Here is a 25317-nt window from a genome sequence, read left to right on the forward strand (position 1 = left end):
GGCAAATTGAGCCCCATGAAAATAATAATAAGCACCATCGGCATGATTATGATTACCACCTCAAACGAGTTGGTCGCTGGCTAGTGCTTAAAGAAATTTAAAAAAAAGCCCGCGACTCAAGCGGGCTTTTTTGTTATTTGCAGTAAAATTTTGTCTAATTTTCAAGAATTAACCAAATTTGAATGTGGGTCTAAAAGCAGCAAAATAGAAGTATACAGGAGCAATAAATGAAGGTGTTGAAATTCGGTGGTTCTTCGCTGGCAGATGCAAAACGCTATTTGTCTGTTAAGGATATAAGCTTGGCTAGCCACGAAGAGAACGGTGCGGCGGTTGTTTTATCAGCCCCAAAAGGCGTCACTAATGCGTTGTCATTGTTATGTGAACAAGCAAGCGCAGGAAATGACTTTGGTGAACTTTACGCTAAGTTAGGGATGACCTTGAACGGTATTGCTAATGATTTAGCCGAGCAGCTCCCCGCGTTCCGTAAAGCAAAATTAAGCAGCTTTATTGACACTATTTTATCTGAGTTAAAACAACACCTAGATGGCATTCAATTGTTGCGTTGTGCCCCTGACCAAATCACCGCTAAAATTTTGAGTATGGGTGAGTATGTTAGTGTGAATATTTTTAGCGAAATATTGACTTCTCTTGGCCAGAAAAACCATATAATCGACCCTGTAGAATATATTGTAGCTGAAGGTGAGTATTTAGATAGTATCGCTGATGTCGCGGTAAGTAAGGCGCGCTTTTCTGAATTCATGTTTGACCCAGCCGAACTACTCGTGATGCCGGGCTTTGTCGCGGTGAATTTAGAAGGCGAGAAAGTTACTTTAGGGCGTAATGGTTCTGATTATTCGGCCGCTATTCTTGCTGCTTGCTTAGATGCTGAATGCTGTGAAATATGGACTGACGTCGATGGTGTGTATAACGCTGATCCAAATCAAGTAGAAGGGGCAGTGTTACTTGATAAACTGACCTATCAAGAAGCCATGGAATTGTCGTATTTTGGCGCTAAAGTACTCCATCCCAAAACCATTGGTCCCATTGCTCAACACCACATTCCCTGTTTGATCCGTAACACCTTAAATCCTGCTGCTCCGGGTACGTTGATAGGTAAAGAATCCAGTGATATTTGGACCAGTGTAAAAGGTATTTCTCATCTAGATGACATGTCCATGTTCAATGTGGCAGGTCCTGGTATGAAAGGCATGGTAGGGATGGCTAGTCGTGTATTCGAAGTCATGTCGAATGCGAATATCTCCATAAGCTTAATCACGCAATCTTCTTCTGAATATAGCATCAGCTTTTGTATCCACAGCAAAGACGCGGAAAAAGCTCAGAGTTTGTTAGAAGACGCGTTTGCGTTGGAGTTAGCTAACAATCTGCTTGATCCCATCGAAGTACGCCACGAATTAGCTATCGTTACCTTAGTGGGTGATGGTATGCGTCAATCTAAAGGTTTAGCGGCAAAATTCTTTAGTTCATTAGCGCAAGCAAGGGTAAATAACGTGGCTATAGCTCAGGGTTCATCGGAACGTTCAATCTCGACAGTGATAGAAAGACACCGCGCCAAAGAGGCGGTTAAGGTTGTACATCAGAATTTTTTCTCGAATTCCCACTCCATTGACGTTTTCCTTGTGGGGTGCGGTAATGTTGGTAAAGAGTTACTCCAGCAAATGGCACGTCAGCAACAACCGCTGTTTGAGCGCGGAATCAGCCTAAAAGTGTACGGTATCGCGAATAGTCGTAAGCTGTTGTTACAAGCTGGTGGAGTTGATTTACATAACGGTTGGCAGCCTTTACTGGAAGAAGCGGATAAGTCGTTTTCTATTGAGAATTTAAGCGACTTTGTACAACAAAACAGTTTAATCAACCCTGTAATTGTTGATTGTACAAGTAACGAGCACATTGCCGGTCAGTATGCCGATTTTATGTCTGCTGGTTTTCATGTTGTCACACCCAACAAAAAAGCAAACACACGTGACATTGCTTACTACAAAAAATTGCGTTCAATGGCGCAGGAAACCAATCGTCAGTTTTTGTATGAGACCACTGTAGGTGCAGGGTTACCAGTCATCGATAATTTGCAAAAATTGATTTATGCAGGTGACGAACTTAAACGCTTTGAAGGTATTCTTTCTGGCTCATTGTCGTTCGTATTCGGTAAGTTAGATGAAGGACACAGCCTGTCAGAAGCAACCGAAATTGCCAAGCAAAACGGGTTCACTGAGCCAGATCCTCGAGACGATTTGTCCGGCATGGACGTGGCTAGAAAATTATTAATTATGGCCCGCGAAGCAGATTTAGAGTTAGAATTGTCTGATATTCAAATTGAATCTGTATTGCCCGATTCATTTGATGCCAGTGGCAGCATTGATGAGTTTATGGCTAAGCTACCAAGCTTAGATGCCCATTATCAGTCGTTAATTGAAGCGGCCAAAGCGAAAGGGCAAGTATTACGCTATGTTGGTTCGATTGAAAAAGGCCAATGTAAGGTAGCGTTAAAAGCGGTTGATAATACGCACCCTCTTTACTCAATTAAAGAAGGTGAGAATGCATTAGCCATTCATAGCCATTATTATCAGCCTATTCCTTATGTGATAAGAGGATACGGTGCTGGGGCAACAGTGACAGCTGCAGGCGTATTTGCGGACGTTTTACGTACTATGCCTTGGAAACAGGATATTTAATTGATGAACAAAAGCATTAAGGCATATGCGCCGGCTTCGATTGGCAATGTCAGTCTTGGTTTTGATTTATTAGGCGCAGCGTTAAGCCCAATTGATGGTACTCAACTTGGTGATCAAGTGGACATAAGTCCAGCAGAAACCTTTAGCTTGAAAGTTGAAGGTCGGTTTGCCAAAAAATTACCTTCAGATCCTAAGTCAAATATCGTATTTCGCTGCTACACTTTATTCACTGAAAAATTGCTAGCACGGGGGTTGCCTAGTGCTGAAGTTGCTATGGTATTGCATAAAAACTTACCAATAGGCAGTGGTCTAGGTTCAAGTGCAAGTTCAATAGTGGCGGCGCTGCACGGGCTAAATCAATATTTTGATGCACCGTTTGATGAAAACGAATTATTGTTGATGATGGGAGAGCTCGAAGGGCAAATTAGCGGCAGCATTCATTACGATAACGTTGCACCGTGTTTTGTTGGTGGACTTACATTAATGAATAACCAGTCTGAGCAAATCGCTTTATCTCTTCCGGTGTTTGAAGATTGGTACTGGGTGGTTTGTTATTCAGGTATTAGTGTCTCAACCGCCGAGGCGCGTAACATTCTGCCTAAGCAAGTAGCAATGGCTGACGCGATTACCTTTGGACAACAATTAGCTGTGTTTGTGGATGCTTGCTATCGAAAAGACGAAACGTTAGCAGCGGCAGTAATGAACGATGTGTTAGCTGAACCGTATCGTAAGTCTTTGCTTCCGAATTTTGATCAAAGCAGAGAGTTTGTTGTTAATAATGGAGGCTTAGCCTTCGGTATTTCGGGCTCAGGCCCCACTGTATTTGCAGTTTGTAATAATTTAGAGCAAGCACAAGGCATAAAAAATTGGTTGTCTGAAAATTATATTCAGAATGACACTGGCTTTAGTCATATTTGCCAGATTGATACGCAAGGTGCGGTTGTCTCATAAACCAGTCAAAAGATGCTGGTAAACCGATAAAATTAAGGTAGTAATTAAGTGGAATTGTTTAATTTAAAAGATGATAGCGACCAAGCGAGTTTTGCTGAAGCGGTAAAAAAAGGTTTAGGGAAAAACCAAGGGCTATATTTCCCAAAAGTATTTCCGAAGTTTGATAATATTCAAGCTATTTTAGATATGCCATTTGTACCGCGTTCTGTAGAGATATTATCGCGGTTAATAGGCGATGAATTATCAAAGCAGGAAATACAGGGCATTGTTGAAAAGGCGTTTAGTTTTGACGCACCTTTAGCGAAAGTTACCGATGGCGTTTACAGCTTGGAATTGTTCCATGGTCCTACCTTAGCGTTTAAAGACTTTGGTGGTCGATTCATGGCGCAAGTCTTGTCAGTCATTGCCAAAGGCGAACCTATTACGATATTAACTGCAACCTCAGGTGATACAGGAGCTGCTGTCGCGCACGCATTCCACGGTTTAGACAACATCAATGTCGTGATTTTATACCCTAAAGGCAAAATAAGCCTGTTGCAGGAAAAGTTATTTACCACCTTAGGTGACAATATCCACACAGTGGCAATTGAAGATGATTTCGATGCCTGCCAGCAATTGGTTAAAACGTCATTTGATGATCCTGAAGTACGTCAGGGACTTCACCTAAATTCAGCCAATTCAATCAATATCAGCCGATTGCTTGCGCAAGTTTGTTATTACTTTGAAGCTATCTCACAACTAAGTGAACAAGAACGTGAGAATGTAGTGATATCTGTGCCTAGCGGTAATTTCGGCAATCTAACTGCTGGCATGATAGCGAAAGTGATGGGGCTTCCTATCAAACGTTTTATTGCAGCCACAAACTCCAATGACACTGTACCTCGCTATTTAAAAACGGGCGAGTGGGACCCAAAAGCAACCGTTGCTACCTTGTCAAATGCAATGGATGTGAGTCAGCCAAATAATTGGCCAAGAATAGAAGCGCTTATTGAGCGCGGACTCATCGACAAAGCAATGCTGCAAGGCGATGCTATTGACGAAGACTATACGCAATTGGCGATGAAACAATTAGCACAACTGGGGTATGTAAGTGAACCTCATGCCGCGGTAGCTTACAGATCGTTAACTCGATTTATTGAACCGGAAGAAACCGGGATTTTCTTAGGAACAGCGCATCCTGCAAAATTCAGAGAAAGTGTCGAAAACGTGTTGGGACAACCAATAAGCTTGCCACAACCCCTTGCTGAATGTGCTGGTAAAGAAAGTTACTCAGTAGAGCTAGCAAATGACTATGAGCAATTGAAAGCACATTTGTTTGCTACGTTAAAAGCGTAAATGACAAGTTGGAAAGCGATAATTGCTGCTGAAAAGCAGCAGCCTTACTTTCAAGCTATTTTAACCTTCCTCAATGATCAACGCAGCGCGGGTAAAATCATTTATCCGCCTGAAGATCATATATTTTCTGCCCTTGAACTGACCCCTTTTGAAAAGGTAAAAGTTGTTATTTTGGGGCAAGACCCCTATCACGGACCTAATCAAGCACACGGCTTAAGCTTCTCTGTGGAACACGGTGTTAAAACGCCCCCTTCGTTAAAAAATATCTACAAAGAACTTGCTAATGATTTTGATGATTTTGTTGTACCTGCGCACGGCAATTTGTGTCAGTGGGCAAAGCAAGGTGTGTTATTACTCAATACCGTTTTGACTGTGGAGCAGGGCAAGGCCCATTCCCATGCAAAGATTGGTTGGGAAACCTTTACTGATAAATTAATCGCTACCTTGAGTGAACAACATGAAGGCGTGATCTTTATGTTGTGGGGTTCGCACGCGCAAAAAAAATCTATGCTTGTCGATCACCACAAACATCATGTGTTGAATGCTCCTCATCCATCGCCGTTGTCAGCCCATAGAGGCTTTTTAGGGTGCAAACACTTTTCCCAAAGTAATCAAATATTACTTGCGCAGGGACAAGCTCCCATCAATTGGCAGATTGATTAATTAGCGTTTAAACATTAAAAAGCCCCAACATATGTGGGGCTTTTATTTTGTTTTTTATAAGTTAGCTAATTCTGCTTCTAGCGACATATCCATATCTTCAAGCTCTTTTCTGAGTTTATAGCGATCTTGAATCGCTTCTATTTCTCTCCACTTACGCTTTTTGCTTTTAGTTTTAGAAGTGCGGGATTCTGTGTCAATCATTGACAATAATTCTTTTGTATCCACTTTACGTCTCCATTTATTGTTATTGGCGCAAATAAGGCTAGACAGTTAATCAGCATTTCCTAAGCTGGTTAATCTGACTGTGTAATTATTTACCACAGGCGGTATAAAAATAAAACTATTAGTTTTAGTTTTTGTTAATGAGAGATGAAGTTTTTATGACAATGGATAATAAAAGAGCGAATTCGCTCTGGTTAGTACAATAACTGAACAATTCAAAAGGGGAAGTTAGGATTGCTATTTTTTATTAACAACAACAATCCTAAATAGAATTATATGAGCTTACTTGTTAGCGGCTCTAAATGCGGCAATTAATTGATTAGTTGAACTATCAAAATCTAGCTGAGCGTCAGTATCAACCAATTTATCTAATACTTGATTTCCTAGCACTTTACCTAGTTCGACACCCCACTGATCAAACGAATTAACACCCCATATAGCCCCTTGCACAAACACTTTATGTTCATACATACAAACTAGAGCGCCGAGTGTTTTCGGGTCTAGTTGATCGAATAACATAGTGTTGCTAGGTTTATTACCTGGCATGGTTTTATGCGTAGCTAATGATTTTCGTGTTTCTTCGTCTAGATTGCTACCTTCTAAATCGGCATAACATTCTTGGTAAGTTTTACCTTGCATCAACGCTTGGGTTTGACCGAAACAATTAGAGGCCAACATTGCGTGATGAGTATCTTCCTGATTGTGTACGTTTAATGGGAACATAAAGTCAGCCGGAATTAGAACTTTTCCTTGGTGAATTAACTGATGGAAAGAGTGCTGACCATTGGTTCCTTCACTTCCCCAAATCACCGGGCCAGTCGCATAATCGACTTCTTCGTTAAGTCCAGCGACACCTTTGCCGTTACTCTCCATATCTAACTGTTGTACATATGCTGGAAAACCACGTAAATAGTGATAATAGGGCAACAGCACGTGGCTTTGGGCCGCATGAAAGTTGGTATACCAAACCCCTAACAATCCTAACAACATTGGCAGGTTCTGCTCAGGAGGTGCCTCTTTAAAGTGGCAGTCCATGGCATATGCGCCTTCGAGTAATTCCCGATAATTCTGATAACCTATGGTAAGCGCAATGGGCAAACCAATCGCTGACCAAAGTGAATAGCGGCCGCCAACCCAATCCCACATTGGAAAGATGTTGTTTTCATCCATCCCAAATTCGACAGCAGCTTTTACATTTGAAGATACAGCTACGAAGTGTTTTGCAATATCGCTTTGGCTGCCACCTTGGTCCAAAAACCACTGTTTAGCGGTTAGGGTATTTTGCAGCGTCTCTTGGGTAGTAAACGATTTGGAAGACATTACAATTAGGGTGTCAGTATGATCAAGATTAGCCAATACATCTTGGATGTGGCAACCATCCACATTCGCTACATAATGAACCGTTATTCCTTTATGCCAATAAGGTTTGAGTGCCTCAGACATAATTTTTGGTCCCAAAAATGAACCGCCAATTCCAATAGCTACAATATGTTTAATTGCCTTTCCGGTATAACCTACATGCTCCCCAGAGTGAATAGAATGGACAAAGTCTTTAATCTTATCTTGTGTAGCCAGTACTTCCGGCATGACATCTTTACCGTCAACCAAAACCGGCTCACCAGAAAAGTTACGTAGTGCGGTATGCAAAACTGCGCGCTTTTCAGTGTGATTAACAATCTCTCCTGCAAACATGGCGTCACGCTTTTGAGCGACTTGTTGGCTTTGTGCTAAGTCAAAAAGCGCAGTTAAAATTTCCTGATTGATCAAGTTTTTCGAATAATCCAGTTTAATTCCACAGCCTTCTACCGAATATTTTGCCGCTCTCGATTGATCCGCATCGAACCAATCTCGCATGTGTTGGCCCGCTATCCCACCGGCTAGACTTTCTAGGGTTTTCCATTGTTCACTTTGGTTTACTAAAGACATTGATTTACTCACTTTTTCTATTGGCGGATTGACTGTGCTAAAAAACCTGAATTTTATTATATGTATAAGAAAATGACATGATTAAATAAAATCCAGGTAAATTAGTTTATAGAAGGTCTTTTAACATTAATTCAAGTTTATCTTGGTCTTTAGCAAAGTTACGAATGCCTTCAGCTAGCTTTTCAGTGGCCATTGGATCTTGATTATGTTCCCATCTAAATTGACTTTCGGTTAGTTTTTCACCTGGTTTTTTTGAAGCGCCCTGATCAACAAGCTTAGTTTCTAACCCACCTTCTGTTTGAGATAATTCTTCAAGTAGGTTTGGACTTATGGTTAATCTGTCACAGCCGGCTAATTCGATAATCTCTCCGGTATTGCGAAAACTTGCGCCCATAACAACTGTTTTGTAACCGTGTTCTTTGTAGTACTTATAAATATTGGTTACAGACACAACACCCGGATCTTCATCTGCAGGGTAGCTGTCTTTACCTGTGCTGGCTTTATACCAATCAAGTATTCTGCCTACGAAAGGAGAAATTAAGAATACACCAGCTTCGGCACAGGCTCTTGCTTGAGCAAAGCTAAACAATAAAGTTAGGTTACAATTAATACCTTCTTTTTCCAGTACTTCAGCAGCACGAATACCTTCCCAAGTTGACGCCAGCTTGATTAGCACTCGATCTTTACTAACGCCAGCTTGATCATATAGACCGATTAACTTTTTCGCTTTGGCAATACTGCCTTGAGTATCAAATGATAGTCTAGCATCCACTTCTGTGGAAATACGACCAGGTACGATATCAACGATTTCTTTACCAATTTTAACTGCCAGCATGTCGCCAGCATCTTCAATTTGTTGGGTTAAGTCGTTTGATTGAGTTTTCGCCCAAGCGACCGAATCTTCAATTAACGAGCGATACTGAGGTAACTCAGAAGCTTTAAGTAATAATGACGGATTTGTTGTTGCATCTACCGGTTGGTATTTTTTAATGGCTTCGATGTCACCAGTATCAGCGACAACCGTTGTAATGTCTCTTAGAGCGGCTAATTGATTTGTCATAAAAACCTCTAAAGGAAATGTAATTTTGCAATCGTCGTTAGCAATCAACTATCGAAATTGCGTTATAAAAAATGATAATTATTTTTGATGGCACATAGGGTATAACTGTTGGACGTCGGTTTCTACACCAAGCAGCCAGTAACTATTATTATTTTTGGTAATATTATAAGACAAAAAGAGATAAATTATAACGCTTATCCAAATTACTTGGATTAAACACCTAAGATAACTTGAAATCCCACCAAAACAGGCCAATCGAAAATATAAATTGAACTGTTAAATTTGTGCTTGTCAGAATATATCGAGGGCATAAATTAATGGTATAATTTTACCAGTTCTATTACTCATAACCAGAAAGGATCTTTAATGCTAGTTGTTGTATCACCGGCGAAGAATTTAGATTACGAAACACCAGCAACCACACAACTTTTTTCCGAACCCGAATATTTAAGCGAATCAGAACAGCTAGTAAAGATTTGTGCCAAGTTATCCCCAGCGAAACTCTCCAGTTTAATGCACATCAGCGACAAATTAGCTGGGTTGAACGCAGCTAGGTTTTCCAGTTGGTCGCTGCCATTTACGCAAGAAAATGCCAAACAAGCTATTCTTGCATTCAACGGTGATGTGTACACGGGGCTTCAAGCAGAGACCCTTAATCAAGATGATTTCCAATACGCACAACAGCATATGCGAATTTTATCCGGACTATACGGCCTGCTCAAACCACTCGATTTAATGCAACCATACCGATTAGAAATGGGAACCAAGCTTAAAAATAGGCGTGGGAAAGATTTGTATGAGTTTTGGGGTGAAAAAATAACACAAGGTGTTAACCAAGCTTTAGCAGAGCAGGGTGATGATGTCCTGATTAATCTGGCGTCCAATGAATATTTTAAGGCCATTAAGCCCAAAAAATTACAAGGAAAAGTGTTAACGCCCGTTTTTAAAGATAAGAAGAATGGTGAATATAAGGTGATCAGCTTTTTTGCCAAAAAAGCACGTGGACTGATGGCGCGTTATATTATTGAAAAACGATTGTCGGATCCTGAACAAATTAAGCAGTTTGATATGTCTGGATATCAATTTAGCGAATCATTGAGTAATCAAAAGCAATGGATATTCACTAGAGAAGAGCAGTAAAAAGGCATTTTCAATCATACAAAATGTATATGATTACAAGTGAAAATGAAGAGAGTAAGCTTACGTTGGAGTTCTCAATGCGAAAAATAAACATGATTTCAGTAATAATGAAAAAAACAGTAACAGCTTCTTTCGTGTTATTCACTAGTAACTTATTTGCACAAACTACACCGAGCATTGAGTTGACCGAACAGGTTTTCAGTCAGTGCGTAAGTAATATAAAGCAAAAAGCTGAAACCGCTGGGATTGACAGTAACGTCATTGGACATGCTTTGGATAACGTTAAACTCATCGAAAAAGTCTTAGAATACGATCGTAATCAACCTGAATTTGTACAAACATTTCCAGCCTATCTAAATAAACGAGTAACCCAATGGCGTATCGATAAAGGCAGGGAAATGCTGCAAAAGCATAAAGCACTATTGAATGAGTTAACTGATAAGTACGGAGTACCTGCACATTATTTGGTGTCCTTCTGGGGCTTAGAAACTAACTTCGGAAGCTACAAAGGTAAGATGCCTATTATTGATTCTTTAGCTACCTTGGCGTGTGACCAACGCCGCAGTAAGTTTTTCACCGAAGAATTATTAACTGCCTTAAAGTTAATGCAAAGAGAAAATCTCAATAAAGAAAAAATGCTAGGGTCTTGGGCAGGAGCGATGGGACATACCCAGTTTATGCCTTCAGCTTACATCAACTATGCGGTCGATGGTGATGACGACGGCCTGATTGATTTATGGGATAGTGAACCTGATGCGTTGTCGTCTGCTGCCAATTTTCTAAACAAGTTAGGTTGGAAAAAGGGGTTTATTTGGGGCCGAGAAGTGACTCTCCCAGAGAATTTTGATTATAGCTATGCTGGAAAAGACAGTTCTAAATCACTCACAACCTGGTCTGAGTTTGGCGTTCTTAAAGTTAATGACGCGCAAATACCAAAAAGCGATATCGATGCTTCCTTAATTTTACCTACCGGAGCAAAAGGTCCAGCATTTCTCGTGTATGATAACTTTGATGTGATTATGCGTTGGAACAACTCAGAATCTTATGCCCTTGCAGTAGGTTATTTAGCAGATCGTATCATTGGTAAACCTGAGTGGCATAAAGCGTTACCTGATTTACCCAATTACCCGATTAGCGACATGGTTGATTTGCAAAATGGATTAAATGAACTTGGTTTTGATGTGGGTAAAGCGGATGGGATTATGGGACCTGCTACCCGAAAAGGCATCCGTCAGTTTCAACTTTCCAAAAATCTATTGGCTGATGGTTATCCAGATGAAAGCGTATTTACCAACGTTAAAGAGGCGGTAATTGATACGCAAAAGTAGAATTACCATTGAAAAGCTTGATAATTTATATGGTATGAATTTCCATACCAAAGTATTGATGCGCAGATTTTAACCAAGATTAAACTTTAGTCTAATGACCTCAACAGCGAACGCCGCTGATATTTTTTTCAATTAGATAAAATTAATGAGGAATTAGCCATGTTGAAAATTGTTAAAACTTCAATTCTTGTAGCCACAGCTTCTCTTGCTATTAGCAATGTAGCTCACGCCAATATTAACGATGCTTTACAAAATATCTGTACCATAGTGCAAACTGATGACAAGGGTGAGCTGCGCAAAAAAATGAAAAAGGTGCAGTCTGACTACCGTATGAAACTGAAGGATTATTATTCAGGTGTAACCTGCGGTGGTAACAGTTTAATTCGTACAGCAATGCTTAACAATGCAGTAGAAACCGGTACTTTATTGGTTAAAAAAATGCCAAAAAGTGACCTTACTACCCCAGAGCAAGACGGAAAGACATTACAGGCTTGGATTGCTGAAAATGGCTTAGATGCGTCACCTATTTCTGCGGTACTAAAAGACCGAATCTAAATTAACTAGGTTCAACAAATTAAAAACCAAGAAACAGCCTCAATCGGCTGTTTTTTGGTTTTTAGGTAGATACTTACTGAGAACATTTCCTAACGTTTCTGGTTTAATTGGTTTGGTGATGTAGTCGTTCATACCTGTTGCATAGGCTGCGTCGTAATCGGAATTCATTGCGTTAGCTGATAAACCACAAATAATAAGATCATCAAATCCTTGTTTTCGTAACGATTTAGTCGCCTCATATCCATCCATAATCGGCATTTGGATATCCATCAACACTAAATCATATTGCGGAGAGTTGATTATCTTAGTGACTGCTTGCTGGCCATCTTCTGCAATATCATATGTGAGTCCTAGGTTATCCAGCATTTCACACGCCACAATCTGGTTAATGTGATTGTCTTCTACTAACAACACATGTCCATCCAGCTTTTGCGGTACATATTCGTTTTTGGCAATGAGTTCTTTATTGTAATGCAATTCGATATCTAAGGTTTGCAGTATGAACAATTTAAACTGCCTTGGCGTAAAGGGATGTGAAATAACTGGAATATTCCATTTTTGTCGTAACAAGGAAGGCAGTGTACTTGGTTGTGTATTAGTGACTAAACCAACTCTAACCCCGTTTTGTATTGCTTTAGCAATGTGTTCGTTTAACGATTTATGCGTTTCAATGTTATCTACGTCCAACAGCAAGATTGCATTTTCAGCATTTTGCGTGTTGAAATTATCGATTTCTGCTAACGATAACGTGGCATATTGGGGATCTAATTTGTGCAAATAAGACGCTGGAGTGAGACCCGATTCACAGATTGAGACGTAGCCAATTTTTACGGGTAATTCCAAATCCATTATCGATTTCGCGTCGCTTTGTGTTTCCAGCATCATATCGACATAAAACTGACTGCCTTGGTTTACTGTTGATTCAACGCGAATATGTCCACCCATTAATTCGACTAGTTGTTTAACTATGGATAGACCTAAACCGGTGCCACCATATTTTCTGCTGGTCGTGCCGTCAGCTTGTGTAAAGGGAGAGAAAATTTTTTCTAATTGGCTTTCACTCATGCCAATGCCTGTGTCCCGTACACTGATTTTTAAACAGATTTTACTTGCTTCCATTGGCGTGAAGTCAATTTCAACTATAACCGCTCCGTTGCGGGTAAATTTGACTGCATTGGTGCATAAGTTTAGTAAAACTTGGTTTAGCCGCATTGGGTCGCCAATGAGTTCTACAGGCAAGTTGGGATTAACTATGAACTGTAAATTAAGATTCTTTTCGTTGCCTTTTACAGCAATGTTGGCAAGTAAATTTTCAAACATCGATTTAGGCGAAAATCTTACATTTTCGATATCAAGCTTACCTGCTTCAATTTTAGAAAAATCCAAAATGTCATTAATTAGGTTTAATAATATGTGGGTTGAATAAGCTACTTTCTCTAAATTAGCTCTTTGATGTTTATCTAGGTCTGTTTTTAAAACAATGTCTACTAAACCGATAATACCGTTCATTGGTGTGCGTATTTCATGGCTCATATTAGCCAAAAAGATACTTTTAGTGGCAAGTGCTTGTTCCGCTTTTTGCGACGATAATGCCAACTCATGGTTCATTTTTTCTTGTTTAGCATTTAATTGTTTTGATTGCTCAAGTAACTCTTGAGTTTGAATGTTTTTTTCATGAAACACTTGTGCCGCATCTGCTAAGGCACCTATTTCGTCATTGCGTTGATTTAGCTTTTTCTTTTCAATATCTTTTCCACTTGCTAGATTTCGAAATAGCTCTGTCATAGTCGATATAGGTAACATAACCCGGTAGGTGAAAAACAATGCCGCTAAAAACGCTAACGTTACGCTGATAAAAGCAAAAAGACTGTTTCTACTTTGTGCATCTTTACTGTTTTGAATCACTTGCTGATTGGTATTTTGCTGATTATTGGTGACTAATTGATTCAGCTCACGAGTCAGATATAAAAACTCATTTGCAGAGCCTGCCATAACTACATTAATTAAAAATAAATAACCTCGTGTCACCTGCGAAAGTTGCATAAAGTCCCTATTTAATGCATCTAATTCATCATTTAGCTGACTAAATTGAGCATGTTCATGAGAGATACTTTTTAATTTAGTTTGTACTTGCGATATAAACTGGCTGAATTCACCCGTGTATTTGGGGTCTGGATTGATTAAGTATTCCAACGATTTAGAATGCGCGAACGATAAATATAAATTGGCTGCTAAAACATCTTCGCGCGTCGCTTTAGGAAAGGTAAGGTCTTGCTGATATTGCTGTAATCGGGTTTGCAAATCGACAATTTTTCTTTCTATATTGTCGTTAAAAAGTGTCTCTCTGCGGCTGCGTCCTTGTACTACACCTTCAAAGTTATTTTTGTAATCAGCCAAATGGTTGCGCATACGAATCATTATGCTGGAATATTTTTCTGCCTGCTCATCCGCTTCAACTAAGGTGCTTAAGGTTTCTAAATTAGCATTAATTTTGTCGTGTAAAGAATTAAAGCGCGTAATAACTGAGTTACTCGCGGTTTGTTTGAAGATTAGTACGTATCGTTGAATATCAAGCACATCTTTTTCAAGATCTCGCACTAAGCCAACTTTTTCTACGGTTCGCTGCGTGAGCGAGATAGCAGAGAAAAAGGCTTCTTGGTTTTGTTTAGACTGATAAGCCTGTGCGATTAGAAAAGTTATCAGTGCAGTTAAAACCAAGATGATTTGGAACTTCAACGACTTAAACAAAATTGTTAAACCTTAAATGTGTCTAAGAGCTAATAAACTCGTACCATTTTTGTAGACTATAGTCATAAGTGGGCATAACACTATTCCATACCGCGACATTGGAAAATCGCGTTTCATAACTTCCGCCTGTTCGTATATCACCTTTTTTCACCGATAATTTTCCATCGGTGCCGCGTAAATCTTCCGCAGCTGCTTTACCACGATACCAATAATCCCATTCAGCCTGACTCAAATAATCAGCAGAGCGTTGAGGATTAGAAATATAATAGCCTTGCTTGGCAATAAAAGCACCCGGCCAGCCAGATAACCACCAATTCATGTAATCGTAAGCCGCATCAGAGCGTGATTTATCAATGGCTGATGATAAACACATTACGCCATGCCATCCTCTGTAACCCTCTTTAGGCGCTGCAAAAGTTACTGGTACATTTTGACCATTTAATGCTGACACAGCGGGTGAAAACATGCTCTCGATGTGAACTCGGTTGGAACGCATAAAATCTACTGACTCAGGAACCGATGTCCAAAAACCACTGAAATGATTTTGATGTTTGAGGTCAATTAGATAACTAAATAAGGTATCTAATTCCTGTTTGGTCATTGCACCTATATCATTGAAAGTAACAACGCCTTGAGCTTGTGCAGCAAGCGCTAGATCAAATAGGCCAATGGTAGGTGCATTGACAATACCTACTTTACCACGATGTTTACTATCTAATAACCAACCCCAGCTCTCCGTTTCGTAAGGTATACCCCGTGGAATGATTTCGGTGTTATATCCAAACGAATCAACATTGTGTACATAGGGTAGAAAACTCAGTTGGTCTGTGTGGTCAGCCCCTAAACTACCGTTTTCTTGGACATGCAAAATTTTATAGGGAGCATCGCCAGCGCCAATTTTGGCGTTTTCTGATACTTTACCTGTTTTGGTCAGTGAATTTATTTCATCCCAATAAGTCAGTTTGTTTTTGTCTATTGCTTGAATAGCTCCTGCGGCCCAAAGCACATTGATACTATTCGACCATTGTTCGTATAAGTCGAAAGAAGAAGGAGCCATAGATGCTTTTTGCAATACAGCTGCACTGCCTTTGGCTTCAAAAAGAAGCTCGATACCTAAGTCTTGCATAGCTTGTTTGCGTAACTCTTCTTGCAATGTTACGTGCGTGCCGAGAATACGAAGGGTTACTTTTTTGCGCGCAAAAACATACGGTGCTTTGCCTGCTAGTAAAGCAGTCGCACCGCCTACGGCGAGTGTTTTTAAAGTATTACGTTTGCTTGAATTCACAAGCTTATGCGCGTTTTGCATGAAGACTAATCCATCAGAAAAGTAGAACCAACACTAAAGCAGATTAACTGTATTTACCATTAGTCATTGGTATAAAATTCATACTAACCTGTAATCGTATTTATTCCTCTCGATATAACTTTTGCTCGAATTTGAGGGTTTGTGTCGTTGTGCTTTGTGTAATTACAACACTAAACCGATAGTGATCTTCGTGTTCAAAAGGCATTGCCGCCAAATAATAAATAGCGTCCCCTTCAACTACTTGTTTAAATTGTAATTCGGTTGTTGTACCTAGGAGGTTTCTGGCTGTCCCTGTGATATCGACGTGTTGTGCTTGTTTCGTGTTTCTGTCAATAACAGAAATATTGATCAATGTATTATTAGGACTGCGAACGATATTGTTCGCGCGGGCAATTTCAGGCGTTAAAAATGTGGTATTGAAGGCGATGTAATGCACATCCCAATCACCTTTTACCTGCTTTTGCTCACCAAACGCCATAGAGCTGGTAAGCAAAAGTAAACTACATAACAGTTTTGAAAACATCTTTATCCCTTAAAACAAGCGCATCAAAAACAGTAAAAAGATGATCAAAATCATTGGTGATAAATCAAGACCACCAATCGGGGGCACTATGCGTCTTATTGGGCCAATCATTGGTTCGGTTAGTTGATGGAATAAATATTCCAATGGGTTATTTCCCTGGCTAACCCAACTCAAAATTGCACGGATAATCAGAACGTAAATAACTAATTGAATCCCTTCAACTAACAATAACAACAAGGCACTTTTTAGAATCCAGAAAATATCTGTAAGCATAAATCCTTTGATAAAGGTGACAACCCAAACATTTGCGGCCGCGATAATAAATGCGAATAATAGAGTTGCCGTGTCTAGTTTTCCTATCGAAGGGATGACTCTGCGTAACGGACCAACCACAGGATGGGTTACTTTCACCACGAATTGACTCAATGGATTATAAAAATCCGCTTGGGCCAGTTGCAGCCAAATACGTAACATGACAACCATTAAATACAGTTTAAATATTGTTTCAACTAAAAAAGCCACGGCTTCCATAAATATTGTTACCTTTAAAATTGTTTAGACATTTGTTGAGCACGGCTAATCGCCGCATCCATTGCTTTGGCAACGATTGATTGCAAATCACTGGCTTGGAAGCTTTCAACAGCTTGCGCAGTAGTGCCACCTTTAGAGGTAACTTGGGCTCTTAACTCGCCAATTTCAAGATGATCATTGTGACAAACCATTTCTGCTGCACCTAACATGGCTTGTTGTACCAGTTTTCGACTATCTTGTTTGCTCATGCCAAGTTCAACGGCGTGGTTTTGCATAGATTCCAGAAACAAGAAGAAGTAAGCTGGGCTGCTCCCTGCGGTAGCGATGACTATGTCGATATCTGATTCTTTGGTAACCCACAATGTATCACCGACGCTTGCCATCATATGCTCGACGAGCTTTTTGTTTTCAGATGACATAGAGTCAGGCGCATATAACCCTGTCATCCCTTTGCTAAGCAAACTAGGCGTATTAGGCATAGTTCTAACCAAATCGTATTGACCACCAAGCATTTCCAACAGTCGAGCATGATTAATGCCAGCAGCAATAGAGACAAATAATTTACCATCTAAAGCTTGCTGACTAGCAAGATCCTGACAAACGCCTTCCATTAACTGCGGTTTTACTGCAAGCACAACCACATCTGCTTCTTTTACTGCTTGGTGATTGTTTTGTGTCGTTTTAATATTTAAATCTGCGCGCAAACTATCTAACTTGCCCACAGATGGGTTACTGGCAATAATTTTATTTGGGTTATAGCCTGAATTTATTAGTCCTGAGATAATCGAACGGGTCATGTTACCTGCGCCAATAAACGCGATGGTTTTTTCACTCATAAATTATTGTCTCTCATGTTGTTGTGTTGCGGGGACCAAAGATGGCCGTCCCGACTCTTACCATAGTACTTCCATTCAGTACTGCCGGTTCAATATCTGCACTCATGCCCATTGATAAAGTGTCAACTGTTTCGAAAGAATGCTGCAAATTGACGAAGAGTTGATGCATGTGCTGATAGGTGTTAACCAGTTCTTGTGCAGATTGTGAAGCTTTAGGAATTGTCATCAATCCTCTAAGCGTTAAGTTAGGTAGTGTATCAATTAGCGCCGCTAGTGTCTCAATTTCATCAACTAAAACGCCAGCTTTACTTTCTTCTGTGTTGATATTCACCTGAATTAATACATTTAGTTTTTTATGAGGAGTGTGTTGATTGCTCAACCGTTTAGCTATTTTTGCACGGTCTACTGTGTGAACCCAATCAAAGTTTTCAGCGACAAGTTTGCTCTTGTTCGATTGAATGGGACCAATAAAATGCCACTGTATATCGTTAAGCTCTTGCAATTCTTGAACTTTTTCGACACCCTCTTGAACATAGTTTTCACCGAATAGACGGTGTCCTGCTTCATACGCAAGAACAATATCAGATACCGGCTTTGTTTTGCTTACAGCTAGTAATTGAATTGAATTTGGCGCACGATTAGCTTTTTTTAATGCCATATTCAGGCTTTCATGTGCGCTTTTGAGACGTTCTGCTATTGTTTCCATAAGCCATTATTTAGACGGAGAATAGTGTTTTGGATATTACCGAACTTTTAGCTTTTAGTGTTAAGAATAATGCATCAGATTTACATCTATCCGCCGGTTTACCACCGATTATTCGTGTAGACGGTGAGATCCGCCGTCTAAATGTACCAGAGCTTGACCATAAACAAGTTCATGCATTGGTATATGAAATCATGAACGATAAACAGCGTAAAGAATATGAAGAGAATCTAGAAGTTGATTTTTCGTTTGAAGTAAAAGATTTATCCCGATTCCGTGTCAATGCATTTGTGCAAAATCGCGGAGCGGCAGCGGTGTTACGTACCATTCCAAGCAAGGTGCTTACCTTAGATGATTTAGGTGCACCAGCGATTTTTAAAGATATCATCAATCAGCCGACCGGAATTGTATTGGTTACGGGGGCAACGGGGTCGGGTAAAAGTACCACATTGGCAGCGATGATTGACCATATTAATACCAGTAAGCGTGAGCACATCCTCACCATCGAAGACCCCATCGAATTCGTACATCAAAATAAGCTGTGCGTGCTAAACCAACGGGAAGTGCACCGAGATACCCATAGTTTCAATAATGCGCTGCGTTCAGCTCTGCGTGAAGATCCTGATGTTATATTGGTGGGTGAATTACGTGATTTAGAAACTATCCGACTGGCTATATCTGCGGCTGAAACTGGACACTTAGTATTTGCTACTTTGCATACCAATTCAGCGCCAAAAACCATTGACCGTATTATTGATGTGTTTCCTGCCGAAGAAAAATCCATGGTACGTTCGATGCTGTCGGAGTCGTTGCGGGCGGTAATTTCACAAACATTATTGAAAAAAGTGGGGGGCGGGCGTATCGCTGCACATGAGATTATGATCGGTATTCCAGCCATTCGTAATCTTATCCGTGAAGACAAAGTGCCACAAATGTATTCAGTGATCCAAACTGGTCAAGCGCATGGTATGCAAACCATGGATCAATGCTTACAACGCTTAGTAGCTCAGGGTGTGATTACCGCTCAGGATGCAGCTGCTAAGTCAGTCGACAAACAACCTAAAATTGGTTTCTAGGAGTCATCTGTGGACTTAAATCCTTACTTGAGAAAGATGGCGGAACAAGGTGCCTCTGATTTATTCATAACGGTGGGTTTTCCCATTAGTGCAAAAATAAATGGTCAAATGACGCCGATTACGGATGAGCGATTAACCGAAGAAGCTGCGTTAGCATTAGTACATAATGTTATGAGCGAAAAGCAGCGTGATGAATTCGACAACAGCAAAGAGTGTAACTTTGCGATAGCCAGAGATGGTATTGGTCGTTTTCGTTGCAGTGCTTTTTGGCAGCGCGACATGGCTGGGATGGTGGTCAGAAGGATTGTTACACAAATACCTAAAGTGGATGACCTTGGTCTTCCGAGCGTGCTTAAAGATGTGATTATGTCTAAGCGCGGTTTGTTGCTGTTTGTAGGGGCCACCGGCACAGGTAAATCGACTTCTTTGGCGGCGCTGATGGGGCATCGCAATCAAAATTCCCGGGGTCATATATTAACTATCGAAGATCCCATCGAATTTGTGCATGAACACGCAGGTTGTGTGGTGACACAACGCGAAGTCGGAATTGATACTCGCTCATTTGATGACGCATTAAAAAGTTCATTGCGACAAGCGCCTGATGTGATCTTAATTGGTGAAATCCGCTCTATGGAAACCATGGAATATGCGATGTCTTTTGCAGATACTGGACACTTATGTGTGGCTACTTTACATGCTAATAATGCCAACCAAGCGATTGAGCGTATTATGCATCTAGCCCCACCCGAACAACACGAAAAGCTGCGTTTTGATTTAAGTTTAAATTTACGCGCAATTGTCGCCCAACAACTCGTCCCCACGGTTGATGGAAAGGGGCGTGTTGCTGCTATCGAAATCTTATTGAACTCTCCATTAGTCACTGATTTGATTCAACGAAATGAAATTGGATCGCTCAAAGAAGCCATGAAAAAAGGCAGGGAAATGGGTATGCAAAGTTTTGATATGGCCTTATACGAACTGTATAAACAAGAACGTATAACCATGGAACAAGCAATCCATCACGCGGATTCGCCAAATGACCTTCGATTAATGATAAAACTGGATACAGAAGAAGGGACTGGCTTAGGTTCGTTGTCTAATGTCTCAATTGATATGGATTAAGGCATCATTCAATATGATGAAAATTTACTGGCACAATGATCGTTTTAGAATTTATCAAATTAAGCAATTGTTAGATGATAATCAGGTGCCGAATTTTATTAAGAATGAGTTTGCCATCGGTGCTATTGGCGAATTATCTCCTTTAGAAGTGATGCCAGAAGTGTGGCTGACTGATGAAAGCTGGCAAGGGAAAGCCACGCAACTTATCGAGCAGTTTAATCAACAGCCCAGTAACACGAGTAACTGGGTATGTGAGCAATGCCACGAAGAAAACGAAGGAAATTTTAGCTTGTGTTGGAACTGTGGCAATAGCGCAAATGCGGATGAAAACGCTATTCAAAAGACATAAAACTTTCTAGAATTAAACATGCGGAAGCACTATCCACTTTGCCTTTGCTAAGTTTTTTATACCCACCCATTTCAAATAATCTGGCTTTTGCATCTACGGTCGTCAGACGTTCGTCCAAGGTCTGTACTGGTACTTTGAATTTGGCATGAAGTCTGTTGGCGAACTTTTGCGCTTTGAAAGTCATTTCTTGCTTACTGCCATCCATATTTAGTGGTAATCCCACAACGACCAAACTCGGGCCCCATTGCGCATAAACTTTTGCGACCAAGTCCCAATCTGGAATACCATCTTTGGCTTTAATGGCCTCTAATGGAGAGGCAGTCCCCGTAATTTCCTGACCAATGGCAACGCCAATACTTTTTGTACCAAAGTCAAAGCCCAATAAGGTTTTAGAAGTAGAAACCATTTTATGTTATCGCCTTTTACGCATGACCTGCATCTGGACCAAGTTGCCATACATCGATGCCTAACTTGCGAACGGCTTCCTCCCACTTCTTATGAATAGGTACATCAAACAAGAGTGCTTCGTCTGCCTCGACGATTAGCCATGCGTTATTTTGGACTTCTTCTTCAAGTTGTCCCGCGGTCCAGCCTGCGTAACCGAGTGTTACCAATGCTTTTTCAGGTGCGTTTTCATTTCCTAAAGCCGACAATATATCTTTTGACGTGGTGATCATAATTTCTGATGTTAATTGTAAGCTTGAGCTCCAACCGGATTGCGTCGTGTGTAATATGAACCCTCTATCCTGACTCACAGGGCCACCAGCTAAAACAATATCATCCGCTTTTTCTTTTAACACAATCGCGTCTTTATCTGCTTGCGAGATCAATTCTTGCAAACTCATACCAATGGGTTGGTTGATGACGAGTCCCATCGCGCCTTTTTCGTTATGCTCACAAATATAAGTTAAAGAACGGGCAAAATATGGATCATCTAGACTTGGCATTGCGACTAACAAATGGTGCTCAAAGCTTTGCATAGTTTTCACCTAAACGTTTTTCTATGGCATCAAATAGCATACCGGTAATATTTACGTCAAAAGCCGCTTCTATTTCTTGTACACATGTTGGGCTTGTAACATTTATTTCAGTAATTTTGTCGCCAATCACATCAAGACCAACAAATATTAAGCCTTTTTCTACCAGCAGAGGCGCTATTTTTTCGGCAATTTGTCTATCTGTATCTGAAAGTGGTTGTGGTCTGCCAGTTCCGCCAGCGGCTAAGTTACCTCTGGTTTCGCCTTTTGATGGCAATCGCGCCAAACTGTAGGGGACAACTTGTCCATCCACAATCAAGATACGTTTGTCTCCATCTTTAATTTCCGGCATATAGCGCTGAAACATAGCATAACTTTCGCCATTTTCGGTCAAGGTTTCAATGATTACACCTAGGTTAGTGCCATCTGGTGTCACTCTGAAAATAGATGTGCCACCCATTCCGTCTAGGGGTTTGCATATAATGTCTTGATGTTTCTGATGGAACTCGCGGATGAGTGCGGGATTTCGAGTGACCAGGGTATCTGGAATCAGATCTGGAAACCATGAAGTAAATAGTTTTTCATTAAAGTCACGTAAACTTTGTGAGCGATTAACGACCAAGGTACCGGCTTGCTCAGCGAGTGAAAATATATGTGTCGCATATAAAAACTCACGATCAAAAGGCGGGTCTTTGCGCATTAAGATGACATCCAACTCAGCTAAACTAGCGTTTGATTCTTCACCTAACTCAAACCAATTCTGGGGATCTTTGATGACTTTAAGGGGACGCATTCGCGCCATAGGCGCTCCATTATCGATGTATAAATCAGACATTTCCATGTACGTGATTTCGTAGCCGCGTTGTTGAGCGTCTAATAACATCGCAAAACTAGTGTCTTTTTTGATGTTAATCGATTTAATTGGATCCATCACGATCCCAAGTTTAATAGCCAAAATGAATCCTTGCTGTTTTTCAATGTCTTATCATACCTAAGATCTTGTGGTACGACTAAAATTTTCAAGGTAGGGCGATCGCAAAAAATAACTGCTATGCTCGAAAAATAGGACTATCTAGGAAGTGAAATGGCCATTAAGATTCAAAAGGCGGCGTTAAATCAAGCTGCCAGTCTAACTAAACTCGCTATGTTATCTAAATCCTATTGGGGATATGACGCCGAGTTTATGCAATTAGCCGCACAGGAACTTTTAGTTACAGAACAGGCATTATTATCGCCACTTTTCGACTACCAAATTGCAATTAATCCATATAATGTCATTGAAGGGTTTTGTGCGCTGAGTTTTCAGCCACAGTTGTCTACAAAGTGCAAAGCGAGTTTAAAGTTAGATAATGCTGATTTTGAAACTGAGACTATATTTGAGCTGGAGGCTCTATTTGTAGATCCATCCAGCTTTAGAAAGGGAGTTGGTAAAGCTTTATTTAAACATGCTATCGATACGGCAGAACAATTAAACTGCAACCGAATCCTCATTCAAAGTGATCCATATGCGCTGGATTTTTATCTTAAACAAGGCTGTGAACAAATAGGGCTAAGTCAATCAAACTCAATTGCAGGACGCACTTTACCGCAGCTACAGTTTACACTTTGAGATATTAAGTGATACTCATCGTGGCTTTGCGCGGTAAAGTAAAAGTTAAGGTGATGACAGATTATTCGTATTCAGAAAATAAATCAGTACTAAAATAACGTTCTGCAGTATCAGCAAATAAAGTCACAATACGCTTACCTTTATAGTTAGGCTGTTGTGCTAATCGAATAGCGGCACAAACGGCTGCTCCAGAAGAGATTCCCACAGGTATGCCTTCTGATTTTGCCAGCATTCTTGCATGTTCAACCGCATCGTCATCGGTTACCGTTTCTATTTGATCAATTAGCTTCACATCCAAAATATCAGGAATATGACCCGAACTTAGTCCCTGAATTTTGTGCACGCCACTTTTGCCAGCGCTCAACACTGGACAGGCACTTGGCTCTACAGCAACAATTTGAATGTTGGGATTCAGCGTCTTCAATGCTTTTGCTATGCCGGTAATGGTGCCACCGGTGCCCACTCCTGCAACAAATACATCGATATGGCCACCTGAGTCACGCCACAGCTCTTGGGCGGTAGTATTGAAGTGGGTGTCGACGTTAGCTTGGTTAGAAAACTGATTCAAAGACACCGCATTTTTACGCTGAGCTACGAGCATTGCAGCGTGATCAATTGCACCTTTGGTGCCCAATTCTTTTGGTGTTGTTATGACTTCAGCACCGTATAAGCGAATAAGTTTTCGACGCTCTATCGACATATGCTCAGGTATCACAATGGTTAACGGAATTTTTCGAATAGCGCAAATCCATGCACAAGCAACCCCATTGTTACCGGAAGTGGCCTCAATTATGTGGGTGTCCTGATTAAAGTTATCTGACGCCATCAGTGCATCGATCATTGCTAAGGCAGGTCGGTCTTTAACCGAACCAGCAGGGTTGAAATATTCAACTTTGGCAACTAGGTCACAATCGAGCTGATAATTTTCGATTATACGAGACAATCTCACCAGCGGGGTATTGCCGATGGTCTGCGTAATGTCAGTATGAATCTTCTCACTAGTTAGAATGTCAGAAGAAATTGGATGTTGTCTAGCAAGCATAATCTTTCCGCCCTTAAATGTTTTCACTAGCTTGCCAGAGATAAATGGTGAAAAATTCTAAAGAATTTTGTAATTTTGCTATATATTAGAATTATATTCTAATAAATGAGTTAGGCTGAATGTATGGATGCTATAGATAAGCGTATTTTGCGATTGTTACAACAAGACGTGACCTTGTCGGTAAACCAAATAGCAGAGCAAGTGGGGTTGAGCAGCACCCCCTGCTGGAGACGAATTCAGCTTTTGGAGAAACAGGGCATCATAGATCGTCGTGTCGCTTTATTAAATAGTGAAAAAGTGGGGCTGAACGTGACGGCTTTTGTGCAAGTGAAAGCGGGTAAACATGATGACAAATGGCTGAAAATGTTTGCTATTCACGCCAGCAACCTAGAAGAAGTGGTGGAGTTTTACCGGATGAGCGGTGAATATGACTACATGCTCAAGGTAATGGTCAAAGATTTAAAAGCCTTTGATATTTTTTACAAAAAGTTGGTATCAGGCATCGACTTATCTGACGTCACATCGAGCTTCGCGATGGAGCAAATTAAATATACAACGGTGTTGCCAGTGACATAAAACGGCTTTAAAACCGCTGATAATATTCCGCTAGCTGCTATTTCATCGA

25 protein-coding genes are annotated in these 25317 nt (G+C 40.5%); 12 read left to right on the forward strand and 13 right to left on the reverse strand.

Annotated elements, in window-relative coordinates:
* Positions 1-227: 227 nt before the first annotated feature.
* The 4 genes from thrA to ung are packed head-to-tail and all read left to right on the forward strand — an operon-like array spanning position 228 to position 5639.
* Positions 228-2690, forward strand: coding sequence for a bifunctional aspartate kinase/homoserine dehydrogenase I (thrA, locus tag GLIP_RS14670; RefSeq protein ID WP_008845442.1), 2463 nt, complete (start codon positions 228-230; stop codon positions 2688-2690).
* Positions 2691-2693: 3 nt separating this feature from the next.
* Positions 2694-3641, forward strand: coding sequence for a homoserine kinase (gene thrB, locus GLIP_RS14675; RefSeq protein ID WP_008845443.1), 948 nt, complete (start codon positions 2694-2696; stop codon positions 3639-3641).
* Between the two features lie 48 nt (positions 3642-3689).
* On the forward strand, positions 3690-4976 hold the full coding sequence (thrC, locus tag GLIP_RS14680; RefSeq protein WP_008845444.1) for a threonine synthase: 1287 nt from the start codon (positions 3690-3692) through the stop codon (positions 4974-4976).
* Positions 4977-5639, forward strand: coding sequence for a uracil-DNA glycosylase (ung, locus tag GLIP_RS14685; protein WP_008845445.1), 663 nt, complete (start codon positions 4977-4979; stop codon positions 5637-5639).
* Between the two features lie 54 nt (positions 5640-5693).
* Here the strand turns inward: ung and GLIP_RS21725 are convergent, their stop codons facing one another.
* From GLIP_RS21725 to tal, 3 genes are all read right to left on the reverse strand, one after another.
* Complete coding sequence (locus tag GLIP_RS21725; RefSeq protein ID WP_008845446.1) at positions 5694-5864, reverse strand: DUF3545 family protein; 171 nt, start codon at positions 5862-5864, stop codon at positions 5694-5696.
* A 279-nt stretch (positions 5865-6143) separates the two neighbouring features.
* Positions 6144-7787, reverse strand: a complete 1644-nt coding sequence (gene pgi, locus GLIP_RS14690) for a glucose-6-phosphate isomerase (protein WP_008845447.1) — start codon at positions 7785-7787, stop codon at positions 6144-6146.
* A gap of 106 nt (positions 7788-7893) precedes the next feature.
* Positions 7894-8847, reverse strand: a complete 954-nt coding sequence (gene tal / locus GLIP_RS14695; RefSeq protein ID WP_008845448.1) for a transaldolase — start codon at positions 8845-8847, stop codon at positions 7894-7896.
* Between the two features lie 366 nt (positions 8848-9213).
* On the opposite strand from tal, the gene yaaA reads away from it, so the two are divergent.
* From yaaA to GLIP_RS14710, 3 genes are all read left to right on the forward strand, one after another.
* Positions 9214-9987: a peroxide stress protein YaaA gene (gene yaaA, locus GLIP_RS14700; RefSeq protein WP_008845449.1), complete on the forward strand. Its 774-nt coding sequence runs from the start codon at positions 9214-9216 to the stop codon at positions 9985-9987.
* Positions 9988-10064: 77 nt separating this feature from the next.
* Positions 10065-11315 carry a lytic murein transglycosylase gene (locus GLIP_RS14705; RefSeq protein WP_008845450.1) on the forward strand — a complete coding sequence of 417 codons (1251 nt, stop codon included), beginning with the start codon at positions 10065-10067 and terminating at the stop codon, positions 11313-11315.
* 159 nt (positions 11316-11474) lie between these two features.
* Positions 11475-11870, forward strand: coding sequence for a DUF3718 domain-containing protein (locus GLIP_RS14710; RefSeq protein ID WP_008845451.1), 396 nt, complete (start codon positions 11475-11477; stop codon positions 11868-11870).
* Positions 11871-11909: 39 nt separating this feature from the next.
* Here the strand turns inward: GLIP_RS14710 and GLIP_RS14715 are convergent, their stop codons facing one another.
* The 6 genes from GLIP_RS14715 to GLIP_RS14740 form a co-directional block, all read right to left on the reverse strand.
* Positions 11910-14618, reverse strand: coding sequence for an ATP-binding protein (locus tag GLIP_RS14715; protein ID WP_008845452.1), 2709 nt, complete (start codon positions 14616-14618; stop codon positions 11910-11912).
* A gap of 22 nt (positions 14619-14640) precedes the next feature.
* Positions 14641-15924 carry an ABC transporter substrate-binding protein gene (locus GLIP_RS14720; RefSeq protein WP_008845453.1) on the reverse strand — a complete coding sequence of 428 codons (1284 nt, stop codon included), beginning with the start codon at positions 15922-15924 and terminating at the stop codon, positions 14641-14643.
* 100 nt (positions 15925-16024) lie between these two features.
* The gene (locus GLIP_RS14725; RefSeq protein ID WP_008845454.1) at positions 16025-16447 is read right to left on the reverse strand and encodes a DUF4426 domain-containing protein; all 423 of its coding nucleotides are present in this window, start codon (positions 16445-16447) and stop codon (positions 16025-16027) included.
* Positions 16448-16456: 9 nt separating this feature from the next.
* On the reverse strand, positions 16457-16978 hold the full coding sequence (locus tag GLIP_RS14730) for a YggT family protein (RefSeq protein ID WP_008845455.1): 522 nt from the start codon (positions 16976-16978) through the stop codon (positions 16457-16459).
* 14 nt (positions 16979-16992) lie between these two features.
* The gene (gene proC, locus GLIP_RS14735) at positions 16993-17814 is read right to left on the reverse strand and encodes a pyrroline-5-carboxylate reductase (protein WP_008845456.1); all 822 of its coding nucleotides are present in this window, start codon (positions 17812-17814) and stop codon (positions 16993-16995) included.
* A gap of 13 nt (positions 17815-17827) precedes the next feature.
* On the reverse strand, positions 17828-18520 hold the full coding sequence (locus GLIP_RS14740; protein ID WP_008845457.1) for a YggS family pyridoxal phosphate-dependent enzyme: 693 nt from the start codon (positions 18518-18520) through the stop codon (positions 17828-17830).
* A 29-nt stretch (positions 18521-18549) separates the two neighbouring features.
* On the opposite strand from GLIP_RS14740, the gene GLIP_RS14745 reads away from it, so the two are divergent.
* Genes GLIP_RS14745 through GLIP_RS14755 form a run of 3 tightly spaced genes read left to right on the forward strand, consistent with a single transcriptional unit; the run spans position 18550 to position 21064 of the window.
* Complete coding sequence (locus GLIP_RS14745) at positions 18550-19593, forward strand: type IV pilus twitching motility protein PilT (RefSeq protein WP_008845458.1); 1044 nt, start codon at positions 18550-18552, stop codon at positions 19591-19593.
* Positions 19594-19602: 9 nt separating this feature from the next.
* Positions 19603-20715: a PilT/PilU family type 4a pilus ATPase gene (locus tag GLIP_RS14750; RefSeq protein WP_008845459.1), complete on the forward strand. Its 1113-nt coding sequence runs from the start codon at positions 19603-19605 to the stop codon at positions 20713-20715.
* Positions 20716-20728: 13 nt separating this feature from the next.
* Positions 20729-21064 carry a putative signal transducing protein gene (locus GLIP_RS14755; RefSeq protein WP_008845460.1) on the forward strand — a complete coding sequence of 112 codons (336 nt, stop codon included), beginning with the start codon at positions 20729-20731 and terminating at the stop codon, positions 21062-21064.
* Here GLIP_RS14755 and ruvX read toward each other — a convergent pair.
* From ruvX to gshB, 3 genes are read right to left on the reverse strand one after another with little or no spacing between them, the layout of a single operon-like run.
* Positions 21048-21470, reverse strand: coding sequence for a Holliday junction resolvase RuvX (gene ruvX / locus GLIP_RS14760; RefSeq protein WP_008845461.1), 423 nt, complete (start codon positions 21468-21470; stop codon positions 21048-21050). The two genes, GLIP_RS14755 and ruvX, sit on opposite strands and share 17 nt — an antisense overlap.
* Before the next feature lie 16 nt (positions 21471-21486).
* Positions 21487-22044, reverse strand: a complete 558-nt coding sequence (locus tag GLIP_RS14765; RefSeq protein WP_008845462.1) for a YqgE/AlgH family protein — start codon at positions 22042-22044, stop codon at positions 21487-21489.
* Positions 22031-22996, reverse strand: coding sequence for a glutathione synthase (gene gshB / locus GLIP_RS14770; protein ID WP_040523085.1), 966 nt, complete (start codon positions 22994-22996; stop codon positions 22031-22033). The genes GLIP_RS14765 and gshB overlap by 14 nt, the downstream gene beginning before the upstream one ends.
* Positions 22997-23125: 129 nt before the next feature.
* Between gshB and GLIP_RS14775 the strand changes: the two genes are divergently transcribed.
* Positions 23126-23650, forward strand: a complete 525-nt coding sequence (locus GLIP_RS14775; RefSeq protein WP_008845464.1) for a GNAT family N-acetyltransferase — start codon at positions 23126-23128, stop codon at positions 23648-23650.
* Between the two features lie 61 nt (positions 23651-23711).
* Here the strand turns inward: GLIP_RS14775 and cysK are convergent, their stop codons facing one another.
* Positions 23712-24692, reverse strand: coding sequence for a cysteine synthase A (gene cysK / locus GLIP_RS14780; protein WP_008845465.1), 981 nt, complete (start codon positions 24690-24692; stop codon positions 23712-23714).
* Positions 24693-24815: 123 nt separating this feature from the next.
* On the opposite strand from cysK, the gene GLIP_RS14785 reads away from it, so the two are divergent.
* Positions 24816-25268 (forward strand): Lrp/AsnC family transcriptional regulator, encoded by a 453-nt coding sequence (locus tag GLIP_RS14785; protein ID WP_008845466.1) that lies wholly within the window; start codon positions 24816-24818, stop codon positions 25266-25268.
* Positions 25269-25317 lie beyond the last annotated feature (49 nt).

Source organism: Aliiglaciecola lipolytica E3, from assembly GCF_000314975.1.
Classification (GTDB): domain Bacteria; phylum Pseudomonadota; class Gammaproteobacteria; order Enterobacterales; family Alteromonadaceae; genus Aliiglaciecola; species Aliiglaciecola lipolytica.